This window comes from Nocardioides sp. NBC_00368 (genome assembly GCF_036090055.1).
Taxonomy (GTDB): Bacteria; Actinomycetota; Actinomycetes; order Propionibacteriales; family Nocardioidaceae; genus Nocardioides.
The window spans coordinates 5,351,192-5,378,093 of record NZ_CP107970.1 but is presented as its reverse complement, the minus strand read 5'-3'; the positions used below and the strand labels follow the sequence as shown (position 1 = coordinate 5,378,093).

Below are 26,902 nucleotides of genomic sequence, written 5' to 3'. Positions count from 1 at the left end.
CTCATCCGTTCTCGTCGGACCGGTACCCGAGGAAATGCTCGTAACGCAGTCGCCGAAGACGCGACAAGTACGCCGGATCTTCAAGGTGCGAGCGGACGAGGTCCACCAGTGCCCCGGTCACGGGCCACTCGGCGTAACGCACAGGTCCGGTGGTGCCGATAGCTTTCCGAAGATCCTCTTCATCCAGGTCTTCACCGAGATCGACTTCGTCCACCAACCCCTGCGGGCCGACCCGGTGGTACCGCTCCAACCGCCACGTCATCGCACACACTTCCGCCCTGCCTCAGGGCCCTTCACTTGATTGCCCGTTTCCGGATCGTACGCTCCCAGGTGCTTGCCACGCTTGTTGTACATCTCGACTTCACCGTGCTGGGAGTCCCACTCGAGAATATTTCCGTCCCAGGTCCATCGCTTGCGCAGCCCGCCTCCGCCTTGAACCGGCGTCATCGGCTTGGCGCGCTGAGCCCCGGGGAATCCCGGCAAGGTGCTGGGCGCCGGGACGTAGCTGTCGCCAGCCAGCCCAGCAGGGTCCACCCAGGTCGTCGGGTTGTGGACGTAGGTGTTGGGGTTGGGCGCCGGCTCGAGGCCGAGTGGGTCCTGGGAAAGGTAGCGCCCGGTGTCAGGGTCGTAGTAGCGATGGTGGTTGTAGTAGAGCCCGGTTTCTGGATCCGAGTACTGGCCGGCGAAGCGGAGCGGGATCGCCGAATCCTCAGATGGCGCGCCCCAGATCGTCCGGCGCGCGTGCCAGTGCAGTTCCCCGTCAGAGCCAACCAGCTCCGACGGTGCGCCGGCGAGGTCGGTGACGATCGAGTAGAACTGGGCGTCGACCTCGTCCTGGGTGAGCTCGACCTGGGCGAGGGGCTGGTGGCCCTGATGCGCCCAGGAGAGCGTTTCACCGCCGCCACTGGTCTGCTCGAGGAGGACGGCGCCGTCCCAGGCGAAGAGCACCTCTTCGACGACCTCCCCGGCCTCGGCGTGGCGACGTTTGGCGACGCGGCGGCCGAGCGCGTCGTAGAGGTAGGTCCAGCGGGTGCCGTCGGGGGTGCGGACGGCGGTGAGGCGGTCGTTGGCGTCCCACTCGTAGAGCCAGGTGTCGGGCTTCTCCGACAGCCGGGTGCGGGTATGGCGCACCAGACGGCCCTGGGCGTCGTAGGCGTAGCGGCTGCGGCCGGCGCGGGTGAGGAGAGTGCCGTCGTAGACGCGGCGCTCGGTGTCTCCGCCGCCGGTGGCCGAGCGGGTGATGTTGCCGAGGGGGTCGTAGGAGTAGGTCTCCGAGACCGAGTCGTCGAGGGCGACCGAGGTGATCCGGTCGGCCAGGTCCAGCTCGAAGCGGCGGGCGCCGGTGAGCTTGTCCTCGACACCGATCAGGCGGCCCGCGGACTCGTAGGCGTAGGTGCGCTCCTGGAGCACATCCGCCGGCGAGGAAGCGGCATTGCGCGCGAGGCGTTGGGTCAGAGGCTGCCCCAACGCATCCCAGGTCTGTTCCAGCACGAGGTCGCCGGTGGTGCGCCGGGTCTCGCGGCCGGACAGGTCGTGCTCGAAGGCGATCTCCTGGCCCGCGACGGTCATCCGCTCGGGCGCGAGCCCGAGACCGTAGGACCACTCCGTCTCGACACCGGCGGGCGTCGTGCGACGGGTCGGTCGACCGAGGGCGTCGTACGTCTTGGCCGTACGCCGGCCGTTGACCGACTCCGCGAGCACCCGACCGAGCGGGTCTCGCTCGATGACCAGGTCGACGCCGGGAGAGGTCGCATGCATGAGGCGACCGACCGGGTCGTACGCCATCGTGGTGGTCTGGTCGCCGGCCTGCTCGGAGACGACGTTGCCGAGCGCGTCGTAGTCGTAGGCGACGCGCTGACCTGCGCCGTTGACCTGCTCGACCATCTGCCCGGCGGCGTCGTAGGCGTAAGTCAGGGTGCGGCCGTTGTAGTCGGTCTCGGTCGCGAGGCGACCGGCCTCGTCGTAGACGTAGGACCAGACGGAACCCTGCGGGCTGGTCACCGAGGTGAGCCGCAGCTCGGGGTCGTAGGCGTAGCGCGTGACCGTGCCGTCGGGCGCCATCACCTCAGCGGGCATGTCGAAGTGGGTGAACCTGGTCATCGTGACCCGGCCGGCGGGGTCGGTGTAGGAGACCGGGTTGCCCTCACCGTCGTAGGTCCAGGTCTCGGTCGAGCCGTCCGGAAGCACCCGGGACGCGAGCTGGCCGTCGACGGTCCAGGAGTAGGTCGTGCGCGCGCCCAGGGCGTCGGTGCTGGCGACAACCCGGCCGAAGTGGTCGCGCTCGAACTCGGCCCAGCGGCCGTCGGGCTCGTCCACGCGCCGCGGCAGACCCGCGGCGTCGGTCTCGATGGCGCGGACGCGGCCGAGCGGGTCGGTGACCGATGCCAGGTGACCGTCGGCCCCGTAGCCGAACGAGGTGGTGGCGCCGGTGGGGTCGGTCGCCGAGGTGCGGCGCCCGGCCTCGTCGTAGGCCATCGTGGTCGCGGAGCCGTCGGGCAGCACCTGGCCGGACAGGCGCGGCCCGGCCGGGGTGTCGACCCACTCCATCGTGACCTGGCTGCCGTCGGGGCGGGTGACCTCGGTGAGGTTCCCCGCCGCGTCGTAGACGAACGACGTGCGGCGACCCAGCGGGTCCACCCGGGCCAAGAGCTGGTTCTGCTCGCTCCACTCCGAGCTGGTCGCGGCACCGAGCGGGTCGATGGTCGCGACGACCTGGTAGCGGGAGTTGATCTTGAAGACCGTCGCGAGGTCGCGGGAGTCGGTGACCCGGGTCTCGCGCAGGCCGCTGGCATTGGGCTCGCCGTAGGTGAACGTGTTCCGCATGACCCCGTCGGAGCCACCCTGGGAGACACATCGACCTCGGTCGTCGTAGACGTAGTCGTAGAAGGTGCCGTTGCGGTCGACCCAGCGGGTCAGCCGGTGCTGGGCGTAGCCGAACTCGAGCTCCTCGCCGGAGCCGTTGACGACGCCGACCAGATCACCGTGGACGTCGTAGCGGTAGCCCATCACCTGCACCGCGTCAGCGCCGTCGGGGCGGGTCACCGACAACCCGGTCACCCGATTTCCGGTGGTGGACACCTGCACCCGATACCCGGCGCTGTGGGTCACCTCCGAAGGTGCGCCCTGTTCGTCACGGGTGAACCGGATCCAGTCGCCCGAGGGATTCGTGATCGACGACAACCAAGCGGTCCCGCCCACGACCGTGCCGTAGTGGCGGGTCTCGCCGGTCGCCGTGTCCAGCAGGCGATAGCCACCGTCGTCGCCGGTGTGCAGCTGGAGCGGCCCGCCCGCGACCGGCCGGGCGTCCTCGCCAGCCGTGAGGTTCTTGAAGACATGCGCTCGGGTATCAGCGGCCACGACGACTGCCGAACGTCGTCCGACCAGATCGGCGTGGACATCGATCCGCTCGTCGAACGTCGAGGACCACGAGAGACCGAACCAATGACCGTAGGTCCAGTCGCTCGAGTGCTTCCGGGTCAGGACCAAGGCGAGATCGCCCGGCAGCGACAGATCTGTCTGCTGCAGGAAGACCGCACCCGTGGCCACATCGACCGGGTCACCACAACCCTGCTGGTCGCGGCTTCCGTCCTTGTCCGTACCACCCTTGTCCGAGGGCAGGCTGTCGGTCCGGCCGGGCTTGTCGGAGCCGGACCTCGCCATGTCGCTGTCCAGGTCGCGCCGGGCGTCCGCGTGCTTCCGGATGCCGTCGGCGACATCGTCGGCGTTCTTCTTCAGAGACTGGCCGACATCGCTCATGGCTTTCGTCGCGGCCTCGCGGAGCTCCTCGACGACGTCATCCATCTTTCTGGCCATCGGGATCTCCTAGGAGGCGAAGAAGGGCAGGGCGGACACTTCGGCTGCGAAAGTGGTGCAGAGGTCGTACTGATCCGCGCCACAGTCGTTGAGCGCCGAGGCGATCTGCTCCATCACGTCGTAGCTGAGCTCGGTCGCGGCGGTCGCGTCCCCGTCGGTCACCAACGGGGCGTCGGCGATCGCGATGGCGAGCTCGGCGATCGTTCCGGTGAGCGGCTCGACCACCATGGAGGCGAGCTGACCGATGAGCTCCTCCATCGCGATGTCGGTGGCGATGTCGAGCGCCTTCTTCCGCACCGCGATGAGTGCGGCGTTGCCGGCCACGCTGAGGCCGGCGGTGACCACCGCGGTCGCGGCGGCAGCCGCGATCTGCGCGGCGGTGATCGTCAGCTCGGCGATCACCTTCACCTTCAGCGCGACGATCGCGTCGGCGGCGACATCGATCCCGGTCGCGACCCCGGGCAGCGCGTCGAGCACCGCATCCATGTTGGCCGTACGGTTCTCGGTCCAGGCCCTGATCAGGGCATTCGTCGACTGGGCCTTGGCTCCGTCTCCGAGCTCGTTGACCCGGACCTGCAGGTCGTCGAGGGTGCCCCGAAGGTCGGACTCGAGTCCGCGCAGCAGCTGCGCAGCGTCACGGACCGCATCCTCGTCGACGTTCGGCCATTCGTAGCCGAGCAGGTCGAGTACGAAATCGAGCTCTCCCGGGATCGTCATCCCCACACTTCTGCCCTCCCGCGGTCGTTTGGAGATCAGGCGACCATGACGGGATCGGCAGTCGAACCCGAGCACGTGCCACCGCGACGGACGAGGTTAGTGGAGACCTACGGGGGCCGACAGCGTATTTCCGGGACCCGGCCGAGCGGTCAGGGAAGGCGCTCGAGAAGGTCGGCGACGTCGACGCGGGCACCCGTGTAGAACGGCACCTCCTCGCGTACGTGGCGACGGGTCTCGGAGCCGCGGAGGTGGCGCATCAGGTCGACGATGCGGGAGAGGTCGTCGGCCTCGAAGGCCAGCATCCACTCGTAGTCGCCGAGCGCGAAGGACGGGACCGTGTTGGCCCGCACGTCGGGGTAGTCGCGCGCCATCTGGCCGTGCTCGGCGAGGAGGCGGCGGCGCTCCTTGTCGTCGAGGAGGTACCACTCGTAGGAGCGGATGAACGGGTAGACCGCGACGTAGTCGTGGGTGCGCTCGTCGGCGAGGAACGCCGGCAGGTGGCTCCGGTTGAACTCCGCCGGGCGGTGCAGGGCCATCTGCGACCAGACGGGCACCAGGCGGCCACCGAAGGCGGTGCGGCGCAGGCGGTGGTAGGCCGACTGGAGCTTGTCGGAGGAGTCGGCGTGCAGCCAGAACATCACGTCGGCGTCGGCGCGCAGGCCAGCCACGTCGTAGGTGCCACGGACCACGATGTCCTCCCCGGCGAAGGCGGCGAAGAGCTCCTCGACCTCGACCGCCTCGGCCTTGCGGTCGGCGTCGCCGAGGGTCTCCTCCAGGGAGAAGACCGACCACATCGTGTAGCGGATGGTCGCGTTGAGCTCGTTGATCTTGGCTGCGTTGGACTTGATGTCGGCCTGCGGGTCGGTCATGCCCCCATTTTGCGCCAAGGCCGGTCACCGGGTCCCCACCGGGCTCTATGGTGAGCGCATGCTGCCGCTGCGTACCCGCATCTTCGCCTTCCTCCAGGAGCGCCTGGTCAAGACTCCGCTGAACGCCGAGGAGATGATCGCGCTGCGCGCCCAGCGCGAGGGGCTCCGCACGGGCCCGGTCACCGCCTTCCTCTTCGGCCGCCCCGCGGACGTCGAGGTCAAGGAGACGTACGTCGACGGCCGCCGCTTCGCGATCTACACGCCTCCTGGTGTCGGCGAGGCCGCACCGGTCGTCATCAACTACCACGGTGGCGGCTGGTGTCTCGGGACGCCGGAGCAGAGCGCGTGGGTCTCCTCGCACGTGGCCGCGGAGACCGGGTCGATCGTGATCGCGCCGTCCTACCGGCTGGCCCCCGAGCATCCGTTCCCAGCCGCCGTCGAGGACGCCTGGTCCGCCTTGGAATGGGTCGCGAAGAACGCCGCCGACCTGGGCGGGGACCCGTCGCGGATCGCGGTGATGGGCGACAGCGCCGGCGGCAACCTGGCTGCCGTGGTGTCCCTGATGGCTCGCGATGCGGGCGGGCCGTCGGTGCGGGCTCAGGTGCTGATCTACCCGGCGGTGGAGATGTACGAGAAGTTCCCCTCCGAGGCCGCCAACGCCAACGGGCCGGTGCTCACCTCGACGCAGATGAGCACCTTCGGCCACCTCTACATGGGCGAGCGCTACGGCGACGAGTCCTGGCAGGCCTCTCCCCTGCGGGCCACCTCGCACGCCGACCTGCCGCCGGCCCACATCATCACCGCGCTGCACGACCCGATCCGCGACCACGGGACTCGGTATGCGGAGGCGCTGCGTGCTGCCGGGTCGCCGGTCTCGCTGGTCGACTACGACACCGCGTTCCACGGGTTCATGTCGCTGCCCGGGGTCGCGCCGGCGGCTCCTGAGGCGCTTGCGGGGATCGTGGAGTTCCTGCGGGATGTCGACCGAGGTAACTCGGTCAGCGGTCACTGACTTCGCGGAGTTCCACGAAGTCAGTGCGGGCTCGCCGAGTCACCTCGGCAGGCTCAGGACATCGCCTCGGTGAGCATTCAGCCGATCTCGGCCGCTGCCCGGTGCGCCGAGCCGATCGTGGCGGGGATGCCGACGCCGTCGTAGGAGGCTCCGGCGAGGGCCAGACCAGGCACCGCGCGGAGCCCCTGGCGGATCCGGGCGACGCGGTCGAGGTGACCGACGGGATACTGCGGGAGAGCGTCGGTCCAGCGCTGGACGTGCACGTCGGTCGGCGTCGCGGTGATGCCGGCGATGTCGGCCAGGGCGGCGAGGGAGTCGGCGACCAGGCGGTCGTCGTCGTCCGAGGGCGGCTCGCCGTGGCGCCCGATGGAGGTACGCAGGTAGTTGCCGCGCGCCCCCACCCACGCCCACTTGGCGAAGGAGAAGGTGGACGCCTTGATCGCGCACTCCTCGACCGGCGGGACGAGGAACCCGGACCTGCCGGCCAGTTCCGCGGGAAGCTCGGGGAAGGCGAAGGTCACCACCGCCACGCTCGCGGTCTCGATCCCGGACAGCTCGCGGGCGACCGACGGGGCGGTCGAGCGGAGCAGTCTCGCGGCCACCGGAGCGGGGGTGGCGACCACGACCGCGTCGGCCGCCTCGACCTCACCGCCGGTCTCGACCAGGCTGTGCTCGACCAAGAAGCCCTGCGGGGTCCGGGTGATGGTGTCGACCGGGGTGTCGAGCCGGATGTCGAGGCCCTCGGCGAGGGTCCTGGGCAGCCGGGACATGCCGCCGTCGATCCCGGCGAAGACCGGGACGTCGGAGGCCGGCAGCGCCGCGGCGGCCTCCAGCAGCGATCCCTTCTCGGCGAGCATGAACAGCTGCGGCGCGGCCGCCTTCACCGAGATCGCCCGGGCATGGCCGGCGTACACCCCGGCGAGCAACGGGTCCGCGAGCCGATCGGCGGTCTCGTCGCCGAACCGCGAAGCGATGAAGTCACCGACCGAGATGTCCTCGTCCGTCTTCGCAGGTGGGAGCGTGGGTTCGCGGCGTACGACCTCCAGGGTCTCCTCGGAGAGGAGACCGGCCGACTCCAGCGCAGGCAGATCGAGGGGTACGCCCATGATCGAGCGTGGGATCGGCCGCAGCGCGCCGCGCGACCAGATCGAGGACTTCGCGTCGGTCGGGTGCACGATCTCGAGGCCGAGCTCACGAGCAAGTGACACGCCCTCGGGTCGGCGGTTGAGCATCGCCTCCGCACCGACGTCGACCAACTGCCCGGCGACCGACTCCCCACGGATCTTCCCGCCGACCCGGTCCGATGCCTCCAGCACCGTGACCCGGTGTCCTTTCGACGACAGATCACGCGCTGCTGTCAGCCCGGCAATGCCTGCCCCTACGACGATCACTCGCACCAGGTCAGTCTTTCATCCTGCACTGAGCAGATCCTGAGTCAGGCGAGCTGCTCGACGGCGTCCTTCGCCTCAGCAAGACCTACCCCGGTGACATCGCGGTAGAGCTTGATCGCGTGGATCTTCTTCCCTGAACGGGCGAGCTCACGGATCTCGTCGAGACGCGGAACGTCCGGCGTGGCCATCCGTACGCCGGCTTGGGCGAGCAGCAGGTCGAGCTTGTCGTTGACGCGTCCGATCCGTCGTGCCATGTCCCGCCGAGCCTGCTTCATCGCCATGTCGATCGCGATGACGTAGACGAACATGACCATGATCAGCACGAGGGCGATGGTCCCGACCGCGGCGAACTCCATGTCGACGACCGTAGCGCACACGATGGTTACGCATGTGACGCATGAGGCGCCTCAAACACCCCACCCGTAACGACCGTGGACATTTCGTACGATCAGGCCCATGTCCGAGCCTGGCGATGCCTTGATCCGCGACCTGCACGAGCGGATGGCAGAGGCCGCGGATCCCGGGCGGGCACCGCAGATGCAGGCCTACATGAAGTCGGACATGCCGTTCCACGGGATCGCATCACCGGTGATGAAACGGCTGACGCGCGAGTGCTTCCAGGCACACCCTCTGGACGAGACGGCGTGGTTGGCCGCGACCGAACGCCTCTGGGACGAGGCCACTCACCGCGAGGAGCGCTACGCCGCGCTTGCCCTGTTCCGGTGGCGTACGCATCGTGAGGCCGCGGCGCACCCGGACCGACTCGCCCTCTACCACCATCTCGCCATCACTGGCGCCTGGTGGGATCTGGTCGACGAGATCGCTCAGCATCTGGTCGGCCCCGTGCTGCTCGCTCACCGCGACCGGGTCACGCCAGTCATCGCGGAATGGGCCGCCGACAGCGACATCTGGGTGCGGCGTACGGCCATCCTCAGCCAGGCACGACACAAGGCCGAGACCGACCCGGTCCTCCTCGACCGCGTGCTGAACCTGAACCTGGAGGACTCGCTCCACGGCAAGGTGTTCTGGATCCGCAAAGCCGTTGGGTGGGCGCTGCGGGAGTACGCGAAGACCGACCCGGTCTGGGTCCGCAGCTGGGTCGACGACCACGACGACCGCCTCTCCGGGCTGGCCCGGCGCGAGGCACTCAAGCACTTCTGAGGGCCGTCCGCGTGCACCGGCGAGGCTGCAGGTGCAGAACCCCGCCATGGCGGGAATTTTCCCGCTGGACAACCTCACCCGGCGAGCCGGCCGAAGTTGGAGCGGTGGAAGACCAGGGGCTGGCCGGCGCCGTGGTCGGCGGCGTGGAGCTGGAGGAGTACGACGATGTGGTCGCCGGCCTCGACCTCGCGATAGACGGTGCAGTCGAACCGGGCCAGGCCCTCGTCCAAGGTCAGCGCCCCGTCGCGGGACTCGCTGACGACCAGACCGTCGAAGCGGGAGTCGACGGGACCGGCGAGCTGGCGGCACACCTCGCCGTGGTGCTCGGCGAGGACGGTGACGCCCAGGTGCGAGGAGCGACGCAGGTCGGGCCAGGTCTTCGAGGTCCTGGCCACCGAGAAGGAGACCAGCGGCGGATCCAGGGACACCGAGGTGAACGAGGACGCCGCCAGGCCGACGGGGCGGTCGTCGACGACGGCGGCGACCGCCACCACGCCGCTGGGGAAGACCCCGAAGGCCTGCCGCAGCGCGGCCGGGTCGAGATCCTGGTTCGTACGCAGCGGACCGGACATCACGCCACCACCTCTCGTGCGGGCTCTGCCCGCGCCTCATCCACCGCCGTGTCCCGCAGCCTCTCGCCTCGGGTCTCCGGCAGCAGCCACATGCAGGTCAGACTGATCGCCGCGACCACGACGTTGTAGCCGGCCACCCACCACAGCGAGCGGTCGTCGGAGAGCGCCACCAGGGCGGCCGCGATCAGCGGCGTCAGCCCGGAGGCCACCACTCCAGAGATCTGGTAGAGCGCGTTGAGCGCGGAGAACCGGTAGCGGGTGTCGAACAGCTCGCTCCAGAACGCCGCCAGCGGCCCGTAGACGGTGCCGTAGACCAGGCCCAGCCCACCGATGAACGCCGCCACCGACGGCACCACCGCTCCGGACTGCACCGCGGCCGCGACCGGGAAGGCGATCACCAGGCCCAGCACGGCTCCGACGGTGTAGACCGGGCGCCGACCGAACCGGTCGCTCAGCGCCCCGGCGGCGATGGTCGTGACCACACCCAGCAGCGCTCCCGCCATGATCGCGTTGAGCACCACCGACCGGCTCAGGCCTGCGTCCGTCACCGCGTAGGAGAGCAGGAACACCGAGTAGAGGTTGTAGGTGAACCCCTCGACGAACCGCGTGCCCATCCCGAGCAGCAGCGTGCGCGGCTGACGGCGGAAGAGCTCGCCGACCGGCAGCTTGGAGACCTTCTTCTCCGCCTGGACCTCCTGGAACGACGGCGTCTCCATGATGGAGAGCCGGATCCAGGCGCCGATGGCGAGCAGCACGATCGAGATCAGGAAGCAGACCCGCCATCCCCACGCCAGGAACGCCGCGTCGGGCAGCTGCGAGGCGATCGCGAACGCTCCCGAGGCGAGCACCAGCCCGCCCGGGACGCCGATGTGCGCGAAGCTCCCGTAGAGCCCACGCCTCCCCCTCGGCGCATATTCGGTGGCCAGCAGCACGGCCCCGCCGTACTCGCCCCCGACACCGATCCCCTGCAGGATCCGCAGCACCACGAGCGCGATCGGGGCGAGCACCCCGATGGAGTCGTACGTCGGGAGCAGCCCGACCAGCGACGTACCGATGCCCATGATCACGAGCGTCCAGATCAGCATGGTCTTGCGGCCGATCCGGTCGCCGAAGTGCCCGAAGATCAGGCCGCCCACGGGGCGGGCGAGGAACCCGACGGCGAAGGTGCCGAAGGAGGCAAAGGTCGCGGCGGTGCCGCTGAGCCCGTTGAAGTAGAGCCTGTCGAAGACGAGGCCGGCGGCGGTGCCGTAGAGGAAGAAGTCGTACCACTCGATGGTGGCGCCGACCGAGGCCGCGAGGGCGACCCGCTTCGGGTCGGCGGTGGCCTTGGGGGTGACCGCAGACATCGCAGACCTCCCTACCGGGCCGCGGCGCCGAAGGGCACCGCAGCCCCTCGGCCGACGACAGGGGCGGGGTGGGACCACGGGCCCCGGCGGGCGAGCTCGGGCAGGACGCCCTCGCCGAACCAGTAGGACTCCTCCAGGTGCGGGTAGCCGGAGAGGACGAACTCGGTGATCCCCACCGCGTGATAGGCCTCGATCAGGTCGGCGATCTCGGTGTAGGAGCCGACCAGCGCCGTGCCGGCGCCACCGCGGACCAGCCCGATCCCGGCCCACAGGTTGGGGTGGATCTCGAGCCCGTCGCGCGAGCCCTGGTTGAGCTCCAGCATCCGCCGCTGGCCCTCCGAGACGCTGCGGGAGAGCCCCGCCTGGACTCGCTCGATGTCCTCGTCGGAGATGTTCTCCAGCAGCCGGTCGGCCTCCGCCCAGGCGGCTGCGGAGGTGTCCCGGGCGATCGAGTGGAGGCGGATCCCGAAGCGGAGCTCACGCCCACGGTCGGCGGCCAGCTTCTGAACGCGCGCGATCTTCTCGGCGACCGCGGCCGGCGGCTCGCCCCAGGTCAGGTAGACGTCGGCGTGCTCGGCGGCCACCTCCAGCGCGGCCGGCGAGGAGCCGCCGAAGTAGACGTCGGGGACCGGCGTCGGCCGCTGCTCCAGCCGGGCGTTCTCCACCGAGAGATGCGCGCCGGAGAAGGTCACCGTCTCCCCCGCCCAGAGCCGGCGGACGATGTGCAGGAACTCCCCGCACCGCTCGTACCGCGCGTCCTTGGCGAGGAAGTCGCCGTACATCCGCTGCTCGTGGTCCTCGCCGCCGGTGACGACGTTGAGCAGCAGCCGCTGGCCGGACAGGTTCTGGAAGGTGCCTGCCATCTGCGCGGCCAGGTAGGGCGAGACGGAGTCGGGCCGGAAGGCGACCAGGAACTTCAGCCGATCCGAGAGCGAGCTGAGCATCGCCGTCGTCACCCAGGCGTCCTCGCACCACGCCCCGGTCGGCGTCAGCGCCGCCTCGAAGCCGAGCTGCTCGGCGCTGCGGGCGATCTGGCCGAGGTAGGGCACCGTCGCGGGACGGCCGGCGGCCAGCGCGCTGACGCCGTGGCCGCCGCCGATCACGTGACGGCCGTCGCCGCCGTTGGTCGGGAGGAACCAGTGGAACTTGAGGGCGCTCATCATCTGCCTTTCGCGTGGGGGATGTGGGATGTCAGATCTGTCCGTGCCGCGGCGGTGGGGTGCCGTCGACGGCCCACCGTCCGAGGTGCTGGACCTTCCAGGCGGCCGGGTCGTGCAGCGTGTGGGTGCGCGCGTTGCGCCAGTGGCGGTCGAGGTTGGTGGCCGTCAGAGCCGACCGGGCACCGGAGACCTCGAGCAGCCGGCTGGTGACGTCGACCGAGACCTTGGCGGTCGACGCCCGGGCGGCCGCCACGGCGAGGCTCGCCTCCGCGGCCGAGCTCTCGGTGAGGTCGGCGTCGGCCTCGTCCACGCGTCGCCCGGCCTCGGCGAGGAGCGCTTCGGCGCTGCGTACGGCCAGCTCCATCTCGCCGAAGGCCTGGACGACCAGCGGGTCCTGCGCCGCCGTCTCGACGCCGGCGATCGCGACGGCGTCGGCGTAGGGACGGGACTTCGTGCACACGAACGCGGAGGCCTCGTCCAGCGCACGCCGGGCGATCCCTGCGTCGATGGCCGCGTGCAGCAGCTGCGCGAACGCGCCGTAGGTCGTCGGCACGTCGAAGGTGATCGCGAACGGGGTGATCCACTCGTCCGGAACCACGACGTCGGTGAGGCGCACCGTCCCCGACCCGGTCGTACGCTGCCCGACGGCGTGCCAGTCGTCGATGATCTCGACGCCCGAGGTCTCGGTGCGGACCCACGCCACATGGAGCGGCCCGTCGACGTCACGCCGGGCGAGGACGGCGAGGTAGTCGGCGAAGAGCGAGCCGGTGCAGTAGAACTTCTCGCCGTTCAGCAGCCACTCGCCCTCCTCCCGGGCCGGGGTGAGGGTGGTCCGGATGTCTCGCACGTGCTTGGTCCCGAACTCGGACTGCGCATTGGCGACCAGCGCTCCGGCCCGCACCTCGCTGTAGATCCGCTGCTGCTGCTCGCGCGTGCCGTTCAGTCGCAGCTGGTTGAGGAAGACGAAATGGCTGTGCGGCACCTGTCCGACGTTGGGATCACCCCAGGAGATCAGCCGGAACACCTCCGCCACGGTCGTGGCCGGGAGCGCGGGACCGCCGAACTCGAGCGGGACGGTGAGCGCACCGAGCCCGGCGGCGGCGTACGTCTTGACCTGGTCGTGGGGCAGCGCCCGGTCCCGGTCGCGGGCGCCGTCGGCGAGCGCGAGCTCCTCGGCCACCCGTCGGGCGACCAGGGGCGCGGTCTCGGCGTCGAGCCGGACGATCTCGGTCGCACTCAAGCCACGGGCTCCAGCTGCTGGGCCTCGAGCTCACGCACGAGCGGGAGCACGCGCTGGCCGAAGTACTCCACGTCCTCGAGGTAGTGCAGGAAGCCGCCGAGGATCAGGTCGGCGCCGGCCCGCTTGAGCTCCACGATCCGCTCGGCGACCTGCTCGGGTGTGCCGATCAGCCCGGTGCGGAAACCGTCGTTGTACTGGACCAAGTCCTCGAAGCTGGAGTCCTGCCACATCCCGGTCTTGTCGCCGGTCGACTGCCCGGCCTGCTTGACCGCGGAGCCGAAGCCCTCGACGGCCTCCCGGTCGGCCTTGTCGATGATCTCGCGGAGGGTGTCGCGCGCCTCCTTCTCGGTGTCGCGCGCGACGATGAAGCCGTTGATCCCGAACCGGACCCGGCGGCCCAGTGGCTCGGCGACGGCGTTGACGTCCTGGATCTGCGCGGCCAGGCCCTCGGGGGTGTTGCCGTTGGCGAAGTACCAGTCCGAGACGCGGCCGGCCATCGCCTTGGCGTCGGAGGAGTTGCCGCCCTGGAAGATCTCGGGGTGCGGCCGGCCCTCGCTGGCCAGCGGCTTCGGCTTCAGGTCGAAGTCGTGCAGCCGGTAGAAGTCGCCGTTCAGCTCGGCGGCGTCGCTGGTCCAGATCTCGCGCAGGTAGCGGATGAACTCCTCCGAGCGGCGGTAGCGCTCGCCGTGCTCGAGCCACGGCTCGCCGAGCTTGGTGAACTCGTCCTTGAACCAGCCGGAGACGACGTTGACCGCCGCCCGCCCGCCGGAGATGTGGTCGGCGGTGGCCAGCCACTTCGCGAGTACGCCGGGCTGCCAGAGCCCCGGGTGGACCGCGGCGATCACCTTCAGCCGCTCGGTGGCCAGCAGCAGCGCGAGGGAGAACGAGGTCGACTCGTGCTGGTAGGCCGCGCCGTAGGAGGCCATGTAGCGCACCTGGGAGAGGGCGTACTCGAAGCCGTTGCTCTCGGCCAGCTGCGCCAGCTTCTTGTTGTATTCGTAGCTCCAGTCGGTGCGCTGCTCGATCTTGCTCACCACGAGGCCGCCGCTGACGTTGGGCACCCAGTAGGCGAACTTCAGGGGCTCGGTTGCCGGTGAAGTCATGCTGGTCTCCTTGGATCGCTAATGTCTATTAAACTTATCGGATTAAACAGAGGGCGAGACCGGGTCTTCCGATGTGGACCACCGGAAGACCCGATCCCGTGATTGGTGCCGCCTATCAGGCAGCCTCCGGGCGAGAGGCCCTGCTGATCACCGAGGGCGGCTCACGTGTACCAGGTCGGCGCGGGGATCTCGCCGAGCAGCGCATAGCGCCCGACCTCGGCCCGCTTGTGCGCCACCGGGTCGTGCAGCGAGTGCGTCCGGATGTTGCGCCACGCGATGTCCAGACCGACCTTGTTGGAGGTCGCCCGGGCACCGGTGAGGTCGTACACCCTGGTGCCGATCTCCAGACCGACGTCGATCGCGACCTGCTTGGCCGCCGCGATCACGACCGCGGCCTCACCGCGCTCCTGCTCGGTGACCTCGTCGGCGTGGGCGTTGATGGCCTCGATCAGCCCCGCCGCCCGCTCCGCCAGCGCCTGGGCCGCCCACAGCTTCGAGGTCAGGTCGCCGTACGCCTCCTGGATGTAGAACTCCTCGCTCGCCTTCTCCTTGACGTCGGCGGCGTAGGGCCAGGCACGAGTGGTGTCGCGGGTGTAGGTCGCGGCGGTCGCCAGGGCGCCCTCGGCGATGCCGAGGTAGAAGTTGGTGAAGACGAGCTGGATGATCGGCACGTTGAGCGTGTTGTAGACCCGGGGGACGAACTCGTACGCGCCGTCGCCCTGCCTCACGTAACCGGCCGCCGACTCCCATGGCACCCGCACGCCGTTGATCTCCACGGCGCCGGACTCGGTGAGCCTCTGGCCGAGGTTGTCCCAGTCGCCGGCGAAGACGATGGCCTCCTGCTGGGTCGGGACGATCGCGAAGACGTGCTTCGCCGTCCCCTCGATCACACCTTCGAGCACGGTCAGGTCGGAGATCCGCCCGCCGGTCGAGAACGACTTGCGACCGGTGAAGACGAGCTCGTCGCCGTCGACCTCGATCACCAGGTCGTCGTCGCGGGGGTTGACCGCGCCGCCGAAGAAGAAGTTGTTCTCGGTGTAGAGCTGCTCGACGGCGGCGATCTGCTCCGGGGTGCCGACCAGTCGCGCCGCCCAGGCCCAGAGGTAGTGGTAGCCGAGCAGCTGCCCGATCGAGCCGTCCCCCGCGGCAACCGCCCGGACGACGCGCAGCGCGGTCGTCCAGTCCTGGCCGGCGCCGCCGTGCTCGACGGGCCCGAGCAGGGTGACCAGACCGCTCTGCTTGAGCAGGTTCACCTCGTACGTCGGGACCTGGTTCGCCCGGTCGCGGGCGACCGCGTCCACGGAGAGACGCGTGGCCACCTCGCGCGCCCGGTCGATCCAGCCCTCGGGGGTCGTGGGTGCCGCTCCGAACTCCGCGGCGTTGCGTACAGCCTCTGTGGTCATTCGCGCCCTCTCAGTCTTGTGTCGTGGAACCTGCATCCTTAGTCGACTAAATTAGTAGAGAATGGGCGTGCGGGCGCCGGATGGACGCCAGCGATCACCGATCACCCGCTCGGGATGACCGATCACCCCCAAGGGAGCGACATGAGGATCGAGCAGCTGGAGTACATCGCGGCCGTGACGCAGCACGGCTCGCTGCGCCGCGCGAGCGAGCAGCTCCACATCTCCCAGCCGGCGCTGAGCGAGGCCATCACCAAGCTCGAGCGCGAGCTCGGCGTGACCCTGCTCGACCGGCGCCGGGCAGGCGCCCGGATCAGCCGTGAGGGTCAGGATCTGCTGCACTCCATGTCCGACGTGCTCGAAGCCGTCGACCGGCTCCGCCTTGCCGCAGGTGACCAGCACGCAGGGGTCAGCTCGGTCCGGGTCGGCACCGTCCACGCGGGCACCTCGACCGTGCTTCTCCCGACCCTGCACCACTTCAGTGACGAGCATCCGCGCACGAGCGTCGAGGTACGCACGATGGTGCAGGAGGACATCTACCTCGCCCTGACCGAGGGCACGGTCGACATCGGCCTGGTCAACCTGCTCGACGGCGACGACCTGCCACCGACGGTCGAGGGCACCGCGCTCCTCCACGGGCGGCCGATCGTCGTGCTACCTGCCGGCCATCCGCTCGCCGCGCGTGACGAGATCACCGTCGACGAGCTCCGCGAGGAGCCGTTCGTCGGCATGCGCTCGGGCTATCTGATGTACCGCTTCGCCCACCGTGTCTTCGGTCGCGACCTCCCCCGTCACTGGCACGCCACCGACGGCGCCGAGATGGGCAAGATGATGGTAGGCGAAGGCCTCGGGCTCACCCTGCTCCCGGACTACAGCGTCGTCGGCGACCCGCGCGAGACCGGCGGACACATCACCGTGCGCCCCCTCGCCGGAGATCGCTCCCGGGTGACGATGGTCGCGGTGCAACGGCACAACGCACGTACGACCTCGGGAGCTCGCAGCCTGCTCGACCTGCTCGTCGAGACGGCTGCCCGAGCTCAGCCCGCGGCCGGCTCGTAGCTCTGCACGAACTCCGTGAGGCGGGCGAGCTGGTCGGGGTCGGTGCTCGGGATGACACCGTGACCGAGGTTGAAGACGTGGCCCTTGGCCCGGCGGCCGGTCTCGATGATCTTCCCGGCCTGCTCGAGCATCACCTCGGTGGGCGCGAAGACCAGGGCGGGGTCGAGGTTGCCCTGGACGCCGAAGCCGTCACCGAGCTGGTCGACCGCCCAGTCCAGCGGGGTGCGCCAGTCGACACCGACGACCTCAGCACCGGCGCTGCCCATCAGCGGCAGGAGCATGGCGGAGTTGACGCCGAAGTGGATCCGCGGGACGCCGAGCTCGCCGATCCGGGTCATCACCTCGGTGGAGTAGGGCAGCACGTGGCGCTCGTAGTCGGCGGGCGTGCAGGCGCCGGCCCAGGAGTCGAAGAGCTGCACCGCGGAGGCACCCGCGCGGACCTGGACCTCCAGGAACGCGCCGGAGATCCCGGCGATCTTGCGCATCAGGGCGTCCCACACGTCGGGAGCACCGAACATGAGCGCCTTGGTCTTGGCGTACTCCTTCGAAGGGCCGCCCTCGACCAGGTAGGAGGCCACCGTGAACGGGGCGCCGGCGAAACCGATCAGCGGGGTGCCGCCGTTGATGCCGGCCAGCTCGCCGGTGAGGGTCTGGACGGCCTCGGTGATGTAGGGGACGTGCTCCGGAGTCAGGTCCGGGATCGCCTCCACGTCGGCCATGGTGCGCACCGGGTCGGCGACCACGGGGCCGACACCGGGCTTGATCTCGAGGTCGACCCCGACCGCCTTCAGCGGCAGCACGATGTCGGAGAAGAAGATGGCCGCGTCGACCCCGTAGCGGCGTACGGGCTGGAGGGTGATCTCGGTGATCAGCTCGGTGTTCTGGCAGGACTCGAGCATGCCGATGCCCTCGCGGACCTTCAGGTACTCGGGCAGCGAGCGGCCGGCCTGACGCATGAACCACACCGGCGTCCGGCTCGGCTTCTGCCCGGCGAGCGCCTGCAGGAACGGGGAGGAAGCGAGCGCGTCAGCGGTGTTTCCAGGGATGTGTACAGCGGCCACCGGGCAATGGTCCCATCCGGTGCGGCGTGTACGCACATCGCGAATCGCGCAGAAGACATACCCTGTTCACATGGTCGTCCGTGGAGAGTCGCGTCCCGCCGCGGGGCCGGAGAGCGGTCCTGCCGTGTTCCGGTCCGCCGCGGAAGGAATGCGCGCCGCGACCTTCCGGCCCGAGGTGCTGGCCGAGGAGATGCCGGCGCCGCAACGGATCGCTCCGTACGCCGCGGCACTGTCGGCCGACGTGACCGTCGGCGACGTCGACGTGGCGACCGGACGACTGATCCTGCTGCACGACCCGGACGGCAACGACGCCTGGGGCACGGTGCACGGACTGCCCGGCACGTTCCGGCTGGTGGCGTACGCACGGGCCGACATCGACGTCGAGCACATCAGCGACCCGCTGCTGGGTGAGGTCGGCTGGTCCTGGCTTCTCGACGCGCTGTCCGGTCACGGCGCCGAGCACGTCGCCGCTGCCGGCACGGTGACCCGCGTCGCCACCGAGTCCTATGGCGGGATGGCCGATGAGGACGGCACCGCCCAGATCGAGATCCGCGCTTCCTGGACTCCGGTGGGGAGCGTTTCGGGCGACCTGGACCTGCGACCGCACACCGAGGCATGGGGCGAGCTGCTCTGCACGGCTGCGGGACTTCCTCCGGTGCCGGAGGGCGTCACCGTCATACCGAGCCGGCGAGGGCAGCGAGGCGCGTGATCGAAGAGAACGCCGAGGCCGAGACGGGGCCGGACACACCTGAAGATGCTGCTCCGGCACCGCTGCTGACCCTGCGTGACGGGCTGCCTCCGGTGACCGACACCGACGAGGGCCTGGCCAAGGCCGCGGCGGCCATCGCCGCCGGGACCGGACCGGTCGGGATCGATGCCGAGCGTGCCTCCGGCTACCGCTACTCCAACCGCGCCTACCTGATCCAGCTGCGCCGCGAGGGTTCCGGGATCTGGCTGATCGACCCGATCGAGCTGACCACGATGCAGCCGCTCGTCGAGGCGCTCGAGGGCACCGAGTGGATCCTGCACGCCGCCACCCAGGACCTCCCCTGTCTCAGCGACCTCGGCCTGCATCCGGCCGCCCTGTTCGACACCGAGCTCGCAGGGCGTCTGCTGGGCTATCCGCGGGTCGGCCTCGGCACCCTGGTCGAGACGGTGCTCGGCTTCACCATGCTCAAGGAGCACTCCGCGGCCGACTGGTCGACCCGGCCGCTGCCGGACGCCTGGCTGGAGTACGCAGCGCTGGACGTCGAGGTCCTCGTCGAGCTGCGCGAGGCGCTGGCCGCCGAGCTCGTCGCACAGGGCAAGGACGCCTGGGCCCGCCAGGAGTTCGACTGGCTGCGCGGGTTCGAGGCGCCGGTGCGTACGGATGCCTGGCGGCGCACCTCCGGCATGCACCGCGTCCGTGGTCGGCGCGGACTCGCTGCGGTGCGTGAGCTGTGGACCGAGCGCGACCGGATCGCGCAGCAGCGTGACGTCACCCCGAGCCGGATCATCCCCGATGCCGCGATCGTGGCCGCCGCACAGGACCTCCCGCAGGACAAGGCCGCGCTGCTCGGGCTCAAGGGCTTCCACGGCCGTGGCGCCGAGCGCTACGTGACCTCGTGGGTGAAGGCGCTCAACCGCGCGCTCACGATGGACGAGGACGAGCTGCCGGTGCGGTCACCGCGCGCCGAGGGTCCTCCCCCGCCGCGCGCGTGGGCCGACAAGGACCCCGTCGCCGCCCGGCGCCTCGCGCTGGCGCGCGAGTCCGTCAACGCCCTCGCCGAGGCCCGCAACCTTCCGGCGGAGAACCTCCTGACCCCCGACTTCCTGCGTCGCGCGATGTGGACGCCTCCGAAGACCCGGGACCCCGGCGCCCTGCTCGACGGCATCATCGAGCTCCTCTCCGGCTTCGGCGCGCGCGGCTGGCAGATCGCTCTCACCGCCCCGCTGCTCACCGACGCCGTCCTGCACGCAGACCTCGAGTCCTGACCCCTGTCGAAGAGCCAGCCCCGTCGGTCGAAGCGTCACTCGCCCTGGCCGAGGTGACATCCGCCTGACGTCTCAGCCGACGTACGCGACGCCTCGGCCGACCGGGCCGACGCCTCGGCAGCTAGGAGCTGGGCGAGGTGGAGGGTGACGGCGAGGTCGACGGCGTCGGCTGGGGGAAGACGGTCTTGGAGAGCTCGTCGATCTGGACCGCGAACTCCTCGACCTGGTCGGGTTCGGCGACCGCGAGCGATCCCCGGACCGCGACGGCGGCGACCTTCTGGAGCCGGGCGAGCTGGGTGGCCTCGGGGAGGACCTGCATGTCGCGCACGGTGTCGGTGAAGATGCGGGCGTTCCTGGGGTTGCGCTCGGGCTGGGTGAAGACCGGGGCGTAGCCGACCTCGGAGTTGACCGGCACGAAGTGGCCGGTGCGGACCATCTTCACGACCGACTCGGTCGAGATGAGGTAGGTCAGGAAGTCGGCGGTGGCGTCGGGATCGGCGGTCTCCGAGCCCATGCACAGGCCGGCGTAGTCACCGGTGGTGCCGTTGCCACCCGGCATCGGCATCACGTCCCACTCCATGCCGTCGGTCGCCCGGAGGTCCGAGACCAACGAGCGGTCACCGACCAGCGCGACCAGTCGGCCCTGCTTGAAGGCCTGGAACGGGGTGCGGCCGCCGAGGTCCTTCGGGGTGGCCAGCACGTTGGGCTGGGCGAGCACCTCGACCAGGTCCTCGTAGGCACCGGCCGAATCACCGAGCGCCGTGGACGTCGGAGCCAGCGGGTCGTCGAAGAGCGTGGCGCCGGCGCCGGCGAGCCAGGGCATCAGCGCGGAGAGGTTCTGCTCGACGTAGGTGCCCCGGACCCCCTTGTGGTGCTCGGCGGCGTAGGTCATCGCCGAGCCGAACTGCTCGAGGGTCCAGCCGCGCAGCGAGCCGTCGGCCCGGACGGTGGGGGTCGGGAGACCCTCCTCCTTCATGGCGTCGAAGTCGATCAGCCCGGTGTTGACGTAGACGACCTGCGGCGAGACGGAGTAGGGCATGCACTCGAGGCGACGCTCGACGGAGAAGTCCTCCATCGCCTCGCGGGAGTACTTGTCACCGAAGTCGACGTTGCGGGCCTCGAGCAGGGTGTCGACGGGCTGGATCCGCTTGTCCTCGGCGAACATCTCGACGTCGGCGCGCGGAGTCAGCACCACGTCGACCTTCTCGCCGCCGTTGACCGCCGCGGTGAGCTGGTCCGCGGTCGGCCAGGACTTCACCTCGACGGTGACGTTGGGGACGCTCTGGGTGTATTCGGCCGCCAGCTGCTTGTAGGTGTCGACCAGTGTCTTGTGGCCGGAGACCCCGAAGACGAGCTTCACCTTCGTCGGCGCCTTCGTCGCGGTGCTCGGCGAGGGCTTCGAGGCCGGCTCACCGCCGCAGGCGGCGAGCGACACCGAGAGAACCGTCACCAGAAGCGCCGTTGCCAACCGCGTGCGCCGCACCATTTCCTCCATCTCAACACCAGGACCGGGTCTGTGATGGAACCACAGACCCGGTTTACCAGCGATTCACTTTACGATACGTACCTGGACACTTCCTGAGAAGAAGACCTCAGGCGAGGTGATCGCGTGCGGCCTTGATCACATCATCGAAGATCTCTTTGGCCAGCACATCGCCCTCACGGCGTACATCGGCGGGGTCCATCCGGATCAGCCGGTCCAGACGAACCTCCGAGGGCCGGCCCTGGCGGTCCCACCCTCCGGTGCCGACATCCATCCAGTGCCGACCGTACCGGGCCTCCTGGGCCTCGTCACGATCGTGGTCCTTGCTGGTCAGCATCAGACAGAGGAGTACGCCGGCCTTCTGGCCGATCACCAGAACGGGGCGATCCTTGCCCTGGGTCTCGTCATCCTCGTAGGGCACCCAGCCCCACACGACCTCGCCCGGGTCGGCGTTGCCGTCGCCCATCTCGGGCTCGTAGGAGATGGCGCCCTCGCGCGAGGCGGGCTGGGTGTCGGTCACTTCGGCTCCTGGGTCGGTGGCTTCGTCTGGCCACCCGGCCGAGGAACATCGGAAAATTAGATGAACACGCCGGACCGGGAGCGCCTCACGGCGCAAGGCCGCTCGTAGCGGCTGAAGTTGGGACCCGGGGCTGCCGCAGCCCGACGTGCTCGGCGACCAGTGTAACGGTGCCGCCAACCTCAGCCACATCAAAGCGATCAGGAGGCTACCGCACCCATCGCTTCAGGCTCCGCTTCAGCAGGACCCATCGCTTCGGGCTCCGCTTCAGCAGCAACTACGTGAGCCGCTGCTCCAGCTCGGCGTGCCCCGCGGCCTCGAGCTGCTCGGAGAGCTGCAGCATGTTGCGTACGTCCTTGGCGGCCGCATCCGGGTCCAGGGCCGCCCGCCCGGCGGCGATGACACGGGAGAAGGCGGCAGCGCGAAGGAGCACGACGGCGAAGTCGCTGCCCGCGATGCCGCGCAGCACCTCGTCGACCATCGCCTTGAGCTCCTGCGGGCCCGGGGGCTCCGCGACTCCGGCCACGACCTGCGCAACCTGGGCCTTCGCCCGTCCCGCCTCGAACTCGCGCGCGGCACCGACCGGGTCGGCGTAGACCCAGCTGCGGAGCAGGTAGAGCCGCCACAGACAGCCGGCCAGCGACTCCGCCGGCGAGCTCGACCACACCTCCGCGATCGTCTCGATGCCCTCGGACTCGGCCAGATGGAGGATCCGCTCGGCGACCGCCGGGTCGTCGCTCTCCCGCGCACCGCGCACGAGCGCCGTCGCCGCCGCGTCAGCCGCCTCCTGCACCAGGGCAGGGTCGTCGCCCCCGAGGAGGGAGTCGAAGAAGCCGTCCCCGGGACGCATCGGCGAATGAAACTCTCTGGGCATCAGATCGAGCGTAGCGGCCGCCGCGGCCATGTAACACGTCGTTCGAAGGACTGGTCGCCCTGTCAGAACGACCGGATAGTCCTACGAACGACGTGTTACACCGCGCCCGCGCCCGCCTGGCACCGTTCCGAGATCAGCCGAGCAGCTTGCGGATCCGCGCGTCGGAGACCTTCTCCGCGGTGCCGAGCTGCTGAGCCCACAGCTGGACGCGGTACTCCTCGAGCATCCACCGCACCTGCCGCAGCCTCGGACCGGGCGGCCGGCCCTCGGGGAGCGCCTCGATCTGGTGCAGGTAGGCGTCCTGGAGCGACGCGATCCGGTCGTGCGTGGCCCGGTCGGCGCGCAGGTCGGCGTCGAGCTTGCGACGGCGCTCGACGATGGCCCTGAGGTAGGTCGGATACCGCCGGATGTGCAGCGCACCCGCCTCCGCGACGAACCCGCGGTGCACCAGCCGGGCGAGCTGGTCCTTCATGTCGGTCAGGGCCGGGAGCTGGAACATGTCGGCCCGACCGGAGAGCGCCTTGTCGGTCTCCCGGTACGCCTCGAGCGCCCGCATCACGTCGGCGAGGACCGCCCGGACGCCGGCGACCAGGTCGGCCGGCGTGCCGGCGGCGGCCAGCAGCGCGGCGTACGCCTCCTCGGTCCGCGGCAGCGGCCGGGCGTCGACCAGCTGGCGGACGACGGCGGCACGGCAGTCTTCGACGAGCTCGGCGGCGCTGGGATAGGGAGACCCGGCCAGGGCGAGCTTCTCCATGGTGGAGAGCCCGTCGACGACCTGCTTGCCGACGTCGGGCAGGGCCAGGAGCAGCAGCCTGACGACGCCGAGGCGGTGACGCGCCTCGGCCTCCTCGGCGGAGCCGGCGACGACGAGGCCGACCGTCGCGCCCTCGTCGGAGAGGCACGGGAAGACCGTGACCTCATGACCTGCGCGCTTCTCGGTGACGGTCGCGGAGATCGACCCGAAGACCCACGACGTCTCGCCGGTGCGGGTATGACCGGCCGAGGCGGCGACCTCGGCGATCGCGGCCTCGAACTCGCCCTCCAGCGGCGCCCTGAGCGCGTCCAGGTCCTTGCCGCGGGCCGTCTCGCGACCGTCCTCGCCGACGACCCGGTAGGTCGGCCGCAGGTGCTCGGGCACCTTGTCCCAGTCCCAGGCCTCGCGCGGGATGTGCACGCCCGCGGTGGAGCGCGCCCAGCGCTCCAGCGCGGTCAGCAGCGGCTCCTCCCCCGGCGGCGTCTCCTTCAGGAAGGCTCGCGCCTTGTCGGGGGCCGGCACGAAGCTGACCCGCAGCGGCTTGGGCAGCGACCGGATCAGCGCGGTCACCAGCTCCTCGCGCAGCCCCGGCACCAGCCAGGAGAAGTCGTCGGCGCCGACACGGTTGAGCGTGGCGACCGGTACGTCGATCGTGAGCCCGTCGTCGGCGGCACCCGGCTCGAACTGGTAGCTCAGCGAGAAGGTCAGCGGCCCAGCGTCCCACTCGGCCGGGAAGTCGGCCTCGGTGACCTCGCCCGCGGCATCGTTGGTGAGCATCGACAGGTCGAAGGTGAGCAGGTCGGGGGTCTCCCGCCGGGCCTGCTTCCACCACTGGTCGAAGTGGGCCCCGGACACGATGGACGCCGGGAGCCGGCGGTCGTAGAAGTCGAAGAGCGCGTGCTCGTCGACCACGATGTCGCGGCGGCGGGCCCGGTGCTCGAGCTCTTCCGCTTCCTCCATCAGCTTCGCGTTGTCGCGGAGGAAGCGGTGGTTGGTGCGCCACTCGCCGTAGACCAGCGCGTGCCGGATGAAGAGCTCACGGGAGAGCTCGGGATCGATCTTGCCGAAGGCGACGGGACGGTCCGCGACCAGCGGGACGCCGTAGAGGGTTACCTTCTCCCGGGCCATCACCGAGGCGCGCTTCTGCGACCAGTGCGGCTCGGAGTAGGTGCGTTTGACCAGGTCACCGCCGAGCCGCTCGGCCCACTCGGGCTTGATCGAGGCATTCTGCCGGGCCCAGAGCCGGGAGGTCTCGACGAGCTCCGCGGACATCACGAACTGCGGGTTCTTCCGGTGCAGCGTCGAGCCGGGGAAGATCGCGAACTTCGCACCCCGGGCGCCCAGGTACTCCCGCGGTCCCGGCCGCCGCTTCTCCCGAGCCCGCGCCGCGTCGGCCTTCTGGTCCCGCTCCTCCAACGCGCCGATGTGCGAGAGCAGCCCGGAGAGAAGCGCCTGGTGGATCCCGTCGGCGTCGTAGGCGGCCCCCTCAGAAATCAGTCCAGTCTCCCCGTCGTCGTGACCGACCTCGCGGTGTCCCTTGCCGAGGTCGATCTTCATCTCCCGGCACACCTGCCGCAGCTGCGACTCCAGGTCCTGCCACTCCCGGACGCGTACGTAGTGGAGGAACTCCCGCTTGCACAGCCGTCGGAACGCCGAGGAGGAGAGCTCGTGCTGCTGCTCCTTCAGGTAGCGCCACAGATTGAGCCAGGTGAGGAAGTCGGAGGTCTCGTCCTTGAACCGCGCGTGCAGCTGGTCGGCCTGCGCCTGCTCCTTGGGGTGGTCCTGGCCCGGCCGCTCACGCGGGTCCTGGAGCGAGAGCGCGGCGGCGACGACGATGACGTCGCGTACGCACCCGAGTCGCTCGGCCTCGAGCACCATCCGCGCCAGCCGCGGGTCGATGGGCAGCCTGGCCAGCCGTCGGCCCAGCTTCGTGAGCCGCTGCCCGCGCATCGCGCCGAGCTCCTCCAGCAGCTGTACGCCGGCGGTGATGTTGCGCCGGTCCGGCGCCTCCACGAACGGGAAGCGGGCGATGTCGCCGAGCCCCAACGACGCCATCTGCAGGATGACCGACGCCAGGTTGGTCCGCAGGATCTCGGGGTCGGTGAACTCCGGCCGTCCCTCGAAGTCCTCCTCGGAGTAGAGCCGGATCGCGATGCCCGCCTCGACCCGCCCCGTACGTCCCGACCGCTGGTTCGCGGAGGCTTGCGAGATCGGCTCGATGGGCAGCCGCTGCACCTTGGTGCGTGCGGAGTAGCGGGAGATGCGGGCGACACCGGTGTCGACGACGTACTTGATCCCGGGGACCGTCAGCGACGTCTCGGCGACGTTGGTCGCGAGCACGATCCGACGGCCGGTGTGGGGTGAGAAGACGCGGTGCTGGTCGGCGGCCGAGAGCCTCGAGAAGAGCGGGACGATCTCGACGAGACCGGTCGACGGGCCGGCGCGGTTCAGTCCCAGCGCGTCCCCGAGCGCATCGGCCGCGTCCCGGATCTCCCGCTCGCCGGGGAGGAAGACCAGCACGTCGCCTGGCCCCTCGGCGGAGAGCTCCTTGACCGCGTCGACGATGGCCTCGGTCTGGTCGCGGACGACGACCTCGCCCTCTTCGTCCTCCTCGGAGAGCTCCATCAGCGGCCGATAGCGGACCTCGACCGGATAGGTGCGGCCGGAGACCTCGATGATCGGCGCCGGCTCACCGGTGCTCACATCGGAGAAGTGGGCCGCGAACCGCTCCGGGTCGATCGTCGCCGAGGTGATGATCAGCTTCAGGTCCGGGCGTCGCGGCAGCAGCCGGCGCAGATAGCCCAGCAGGAAGTCGATGTTGAGCGACCGCTCGTGGGCCTCGTCGATGATGATCGTGTCGTAGCGGCGCAGATCGCGGTCGCGCTGCAGCTCGGCGAGCAGGATGCCGTCGGTCATCAGCTTGATCCGGCTGGCGGCGGACGACTTGTCGGTGAACCGCACCTGATACCCGACGAGATCCCCGAGCGAGGTCCCGAGCTCGGAGGCGATCCGCTCCGCGACCGACCGGGCCGCGATCCGGCGAGGCTGGGTGTGCCCGATGATCCCGTTCGAGCCCCGGCCCAGCTCCAGGCAGATCTTGGGCAGCTGTGTCGTCTTCCCCGACCCGGTCTCACCGGCGATGATCACGACCTGGTGGTCACGAATGGCGGCGGCGATGTCTTCGCGGCGCTGGGTGACCGGGAGCTCGGCAGGGTAGGTGATCGCCACGGAGGCGGCGGCGGACTGGTCGGACTCGGACATGAGGTCTCCCATTCTCCCCCGGCGCACCCCTCGACCGCACATCGGTTTATCCCCGGCCGCGGCGAGGGCCCGGCGCCCGCCGGATGGCGGGAGCGGTCGATGTGATTCCCGCCACAGGCCGGGTTCCGTGACGCA

22 protein-coding genes are annotated in these 26,902 nt (G+C 70.1%); 5 read left to right on the top strand and 17 right to left on the bottom strand.

The features are described from left to right. Position 1: 1 nt before the first annotated feature. The 4 genes from OG984_RS25755 to hemQ form a co-directional block, all read right to left on the bottom strand. The gene (locus tag OG984_RS25755; protein WP_328528975.1) at positions 2–262 is read right to left on the bottom strand and encodes a hypothetical protein; all 261 of its coding nucleotides are present in this window, start codon (positions 260–262) and stop codon (positions 2–4) included. After that, positions 259–3,813: a colicin E3/pyocin S6 family cytotoxin gene (locus OG984_RS25750; RefSeq protein WP_328528974.1), complete on the bottom strand. Its 3,555-nt coding sequence runs from the start codon at positions 3,811–3,813 to the stop codon at positions 259–261. The genes OG984_RS25755 and OG984_RS25750 overlap by 4 nt, the downstream gene beginning before the upstream one ends. Before the next feature lie 9 nt (positions 3,814–3,822). Then, on the bottom strand, positions 3,823–4,530 hold the full coding sequence (locus OG984_RS25745) for a WXG100-like domain-containing protein (protein WP_328528973.1): 708 nt from the start codon (positions 4,528–4,530) through the stop codon (positions 3,823–3,825). A 149-nt stretch (positions 4,531–4,679) separates the two neighbouring features. Then, the gene (gene hemQ / locus OG984_RS25740) at positions 4,680–5,399 is read right to left on the bottom strand and encodes a hydrogen peroxide-dependent heme synthase (RefSeq protein ID WP_328528972.1); all 720 of its coding nucleotides are present in this window, start codon (positions 5,397–5,399) and stop codon (positions 4,680–4,682) included. 58 nt (positions 5,400–5,457) lie between these two features. Here hemQ and OG984_RS25735 point away from each other — a divergent pair, with 58 nt between their 5' ends. After that, entirely contained in the window at positions 5,458–6,411 is a 954-nt protein-coding gene (locus OG984_RS25735; RefSeq protein WP_328528971.1) for an alpha/beta hydrolase, read from the top strand. A 77-nt stretch (positions 6,412–6,488) separates the two neighbouring features. Here OG984_RS25735 and hemG read toward each other — a convergent pair whose 3' ends face one another. Both hemG and OG984_RS25725 read right to left on the bottom strand, forming a co-directional pair. Next, complete coding sequence (gene hemG, locus OG984_RS25730) at positions 6,489–7,802, bottom strand: protoporphyrinogen oxidase (RefSeq protein WP_328532391.1); 1,314 nt, start codon at positions 7,800–7,802, stop codon at positions 6,489–6,491. A gap of 44 nt (positions 7,803–7,846) precedes the next feature. Continuing rightward, a complete protein-coding gene (locus OG984_RS25725; protein WP_328528970.1) occupies positions 7,847–8,158 on the bottom strand; it encodes a ribosomal protein L7/L12 in 312 nt (103 codons plus the stop codon). A gap of 100 nt (positions 8,159–8,258) precedes the next feature. Between OG984_RS25725 and OG984_RS25720 the strand changes: the two genes are divergently transcribed. After that, positions 8,259–8,963 carry a DNA alkylation repair protein gene (locus tag OG984_RS25720; RefSeq protein WP_328528969.1) on the top strand — a complete coding sequence of 235 codons (705 nt, stop codon included), beginning with the start codon at positions 8,259–8,261 and terminating at the stop codon, positions 8,961–8,963. 74 nt (positions 8,964–9,037) lie between these two features. Here OG984_RS25720 and OG984_RS25715 read toward each other — a convergent pair whose 3' ends face one another. From OG984_RS25715 to OG984_RS25690, 6 genes are all read right to left on the bottom strand, one after another. Further along, positions 9,038–9,535, bottom strand: coding sequence for a flavin reductase family protein (locus OG984_RS25715; RefSeq protein ID WP_328528968.1), 498 nt, complete (start codon positions 9,533–9,535; stop codon positions 9,038–9,040). Then, positions 9,535–10,881 (bottom strand): MFS transporter, encoded by a 1,347-nt coding sequence (locus OG984_RS25710; RefSeq protein ID WP_328528967.1) that lies wholly within the window; start codon positions 10,879–10,881, stop codon positions 9,535–9,537. Before OG984_RS25710 ends, OG984_RS25715 begins: the two co-directional genes overlap by 1 nt. 11 nt (positions 10,882–10,892) lie before the next feature. Further along, the gene (locus OG984_RS25705; protein ID WP_328528966.1) at positions 10,893–12,041 is read right to left on the bottom strand and encodes an LLM class flavin-dependent oxidoreductase; all 1,149 of its coding nucleotides are present in this window, start codon (positions 12,039–12,041) and stop codon (positions 10,893–10,895) included. 31 nt (positions 12,042–12,072) lie between these two features. Further along, positions 12,073–13,281 (bottom strand): SfnB family sulfur acquisition oxidoreductase, encoded by a 1,209-nt coding sequence (locus OG984_RS25700; protein ID WP_328528965.1) that lies wholly within the window; start codon positions 13,279–13,281, stop codon positions 12,073–12,075. Beyond that, entirely contained in the window at positions 13,278–14,384 is a 1,107-nt protein-coding gene (gene sfnG / locus OG984_RS25695) for a dimethylsulfone monooxygenase SfnG (RefSeq protein ID WP_328528964.1), read from the bottom strand. The genes OG984_RS25700 and sfnG overlap by 4 nt, the downstream gene beginning before the upstream one ends. A 161-nt stretch (positions 14,385–14,545) precedes the next feature. Continuing rightward, positions 14,546–15,787 (bottom strand): acyl-CoA dehydrogenase family protein, encoded by a 1,242-nt coding sequence (locus OG984_RS25690; RefSeq protein WP_328528963.1) that lies wholly within the window; start codon positions 15,785–15,787, stop codon positions 14,546–14,548. 141 nt (positions 15,788–15,928) lie between these two features. Here OG984_RS25690 and OG984_RS25685 point away from each other — a divergent pair, with 141 nt between their 5' ends. Beyond that, entirely contained in the window at positions 15,929–16,843 is a 915-nt protein-coding gene (locus OG984_RS25685; protein WP_328528962.1) for a LysR family transcriptional regulator, read from the top strand. Here the strand turns inward: OG984_RS25685 and hemE are convergent. After that, positions 16,822–17,904, bottom strand: a complete 1,083-nt coding sequence (gene hemE, locus OG984_RS25680; RefSeq protein ID WP_328528961.1) for a uroporphyrinogen decarboxylase — start codon at positions 17,902–17,904, stop codon at positions 16,822–16,824. The genes OG984_RS25685 and hemE overlap by 22 nt on opposite strands. 70 nt (positions 17,905–17,974) lie before the next feature. On the opposite strand from hemE, the gene OG984_RS25675 reads away from it, so the two are divergent. Continuing rightward, a complete protein-coding gene (locus OG984_RS25675; RefSeq protein ID WP_328528960.1) occupies positions 17,975–18,613 on the top strand; it encodes a DUF3000 domain-containing protein in 639 nt (212 codons plus the stop codon). Further along, positions 18,610–19,878 (top strand): ribonuclease D, encoded by a 1,269-nt coding sequence (locus tag OG984_RS25670; protein ID WP_328528959.1) that lies wholly within the window; start codon positions 18,610–18,612, stop codon positions 19,876–19,878. Before OG984_RS25675 ends, OG984_RS25670 begins: the two co-directional genes overlap by 4 nt. 121 nt (positions 19,879–19,999) lie before the next feature. Here OG984_RS25670 and OG984_RS25665 read toward each other — a convergent pair whose 3' ends face one another. From OG984_RS25665 to hrpA, 4 genes are all read right to left on the bottom strand, one after another. After that, positions 20,000–21,328 carry an ABC transporter substrate-binding protein gene (locus OG984_RS25665; RefSeq protein ID WP_328528958.1) on the bottom strand — a complete coding sequence of 443 codons (1,329 nt, stop codon included), beginning with the start codon at positions 21,326–21,328 and terminating at the stop codon, positions 20,000–20,002. A gap of 142 nt (positions 21,329–21,470) precedes the next feature. Further along, positions 21,471–21,881 (bottom strand): type II toxin-antitoxin system PemK/MazF family toxin, encoded by a 411-nt coding sequence (locus OG984_RS25660; protein ID WP_328528957.1) that lies wholly within the window; start codon positions 21,879–21,881, stop codon positions 21,471–21,473. Between the two features lie 274 nt (positions 21,882–22,155). Then, on the bottom strand, positions 22,156–22,752 hold the full coding sequence (locus OG984_RS25655) for a hypothetical protein (RefSeq protein ID WP_328528956.1): 597 nt from the start codon (positions 22,750–22,752) through the stop codon (positions 22,156–22,158). A 133-nt stretch (positions 22,753–22,885) separates the two neighbouring features. Continuing rightward, entirely contained in the window at positions 22,886–26,767 is a 3,882-nt protein-coding gene (gene hrpA / locus OG984_RS25650; protein ID WP_328528955.1) for an ATP-dependent RNA helicase HrpA, read from the bottom strand. Positions 26,768–26,902 lie beyond the last annotated feature (135 nt).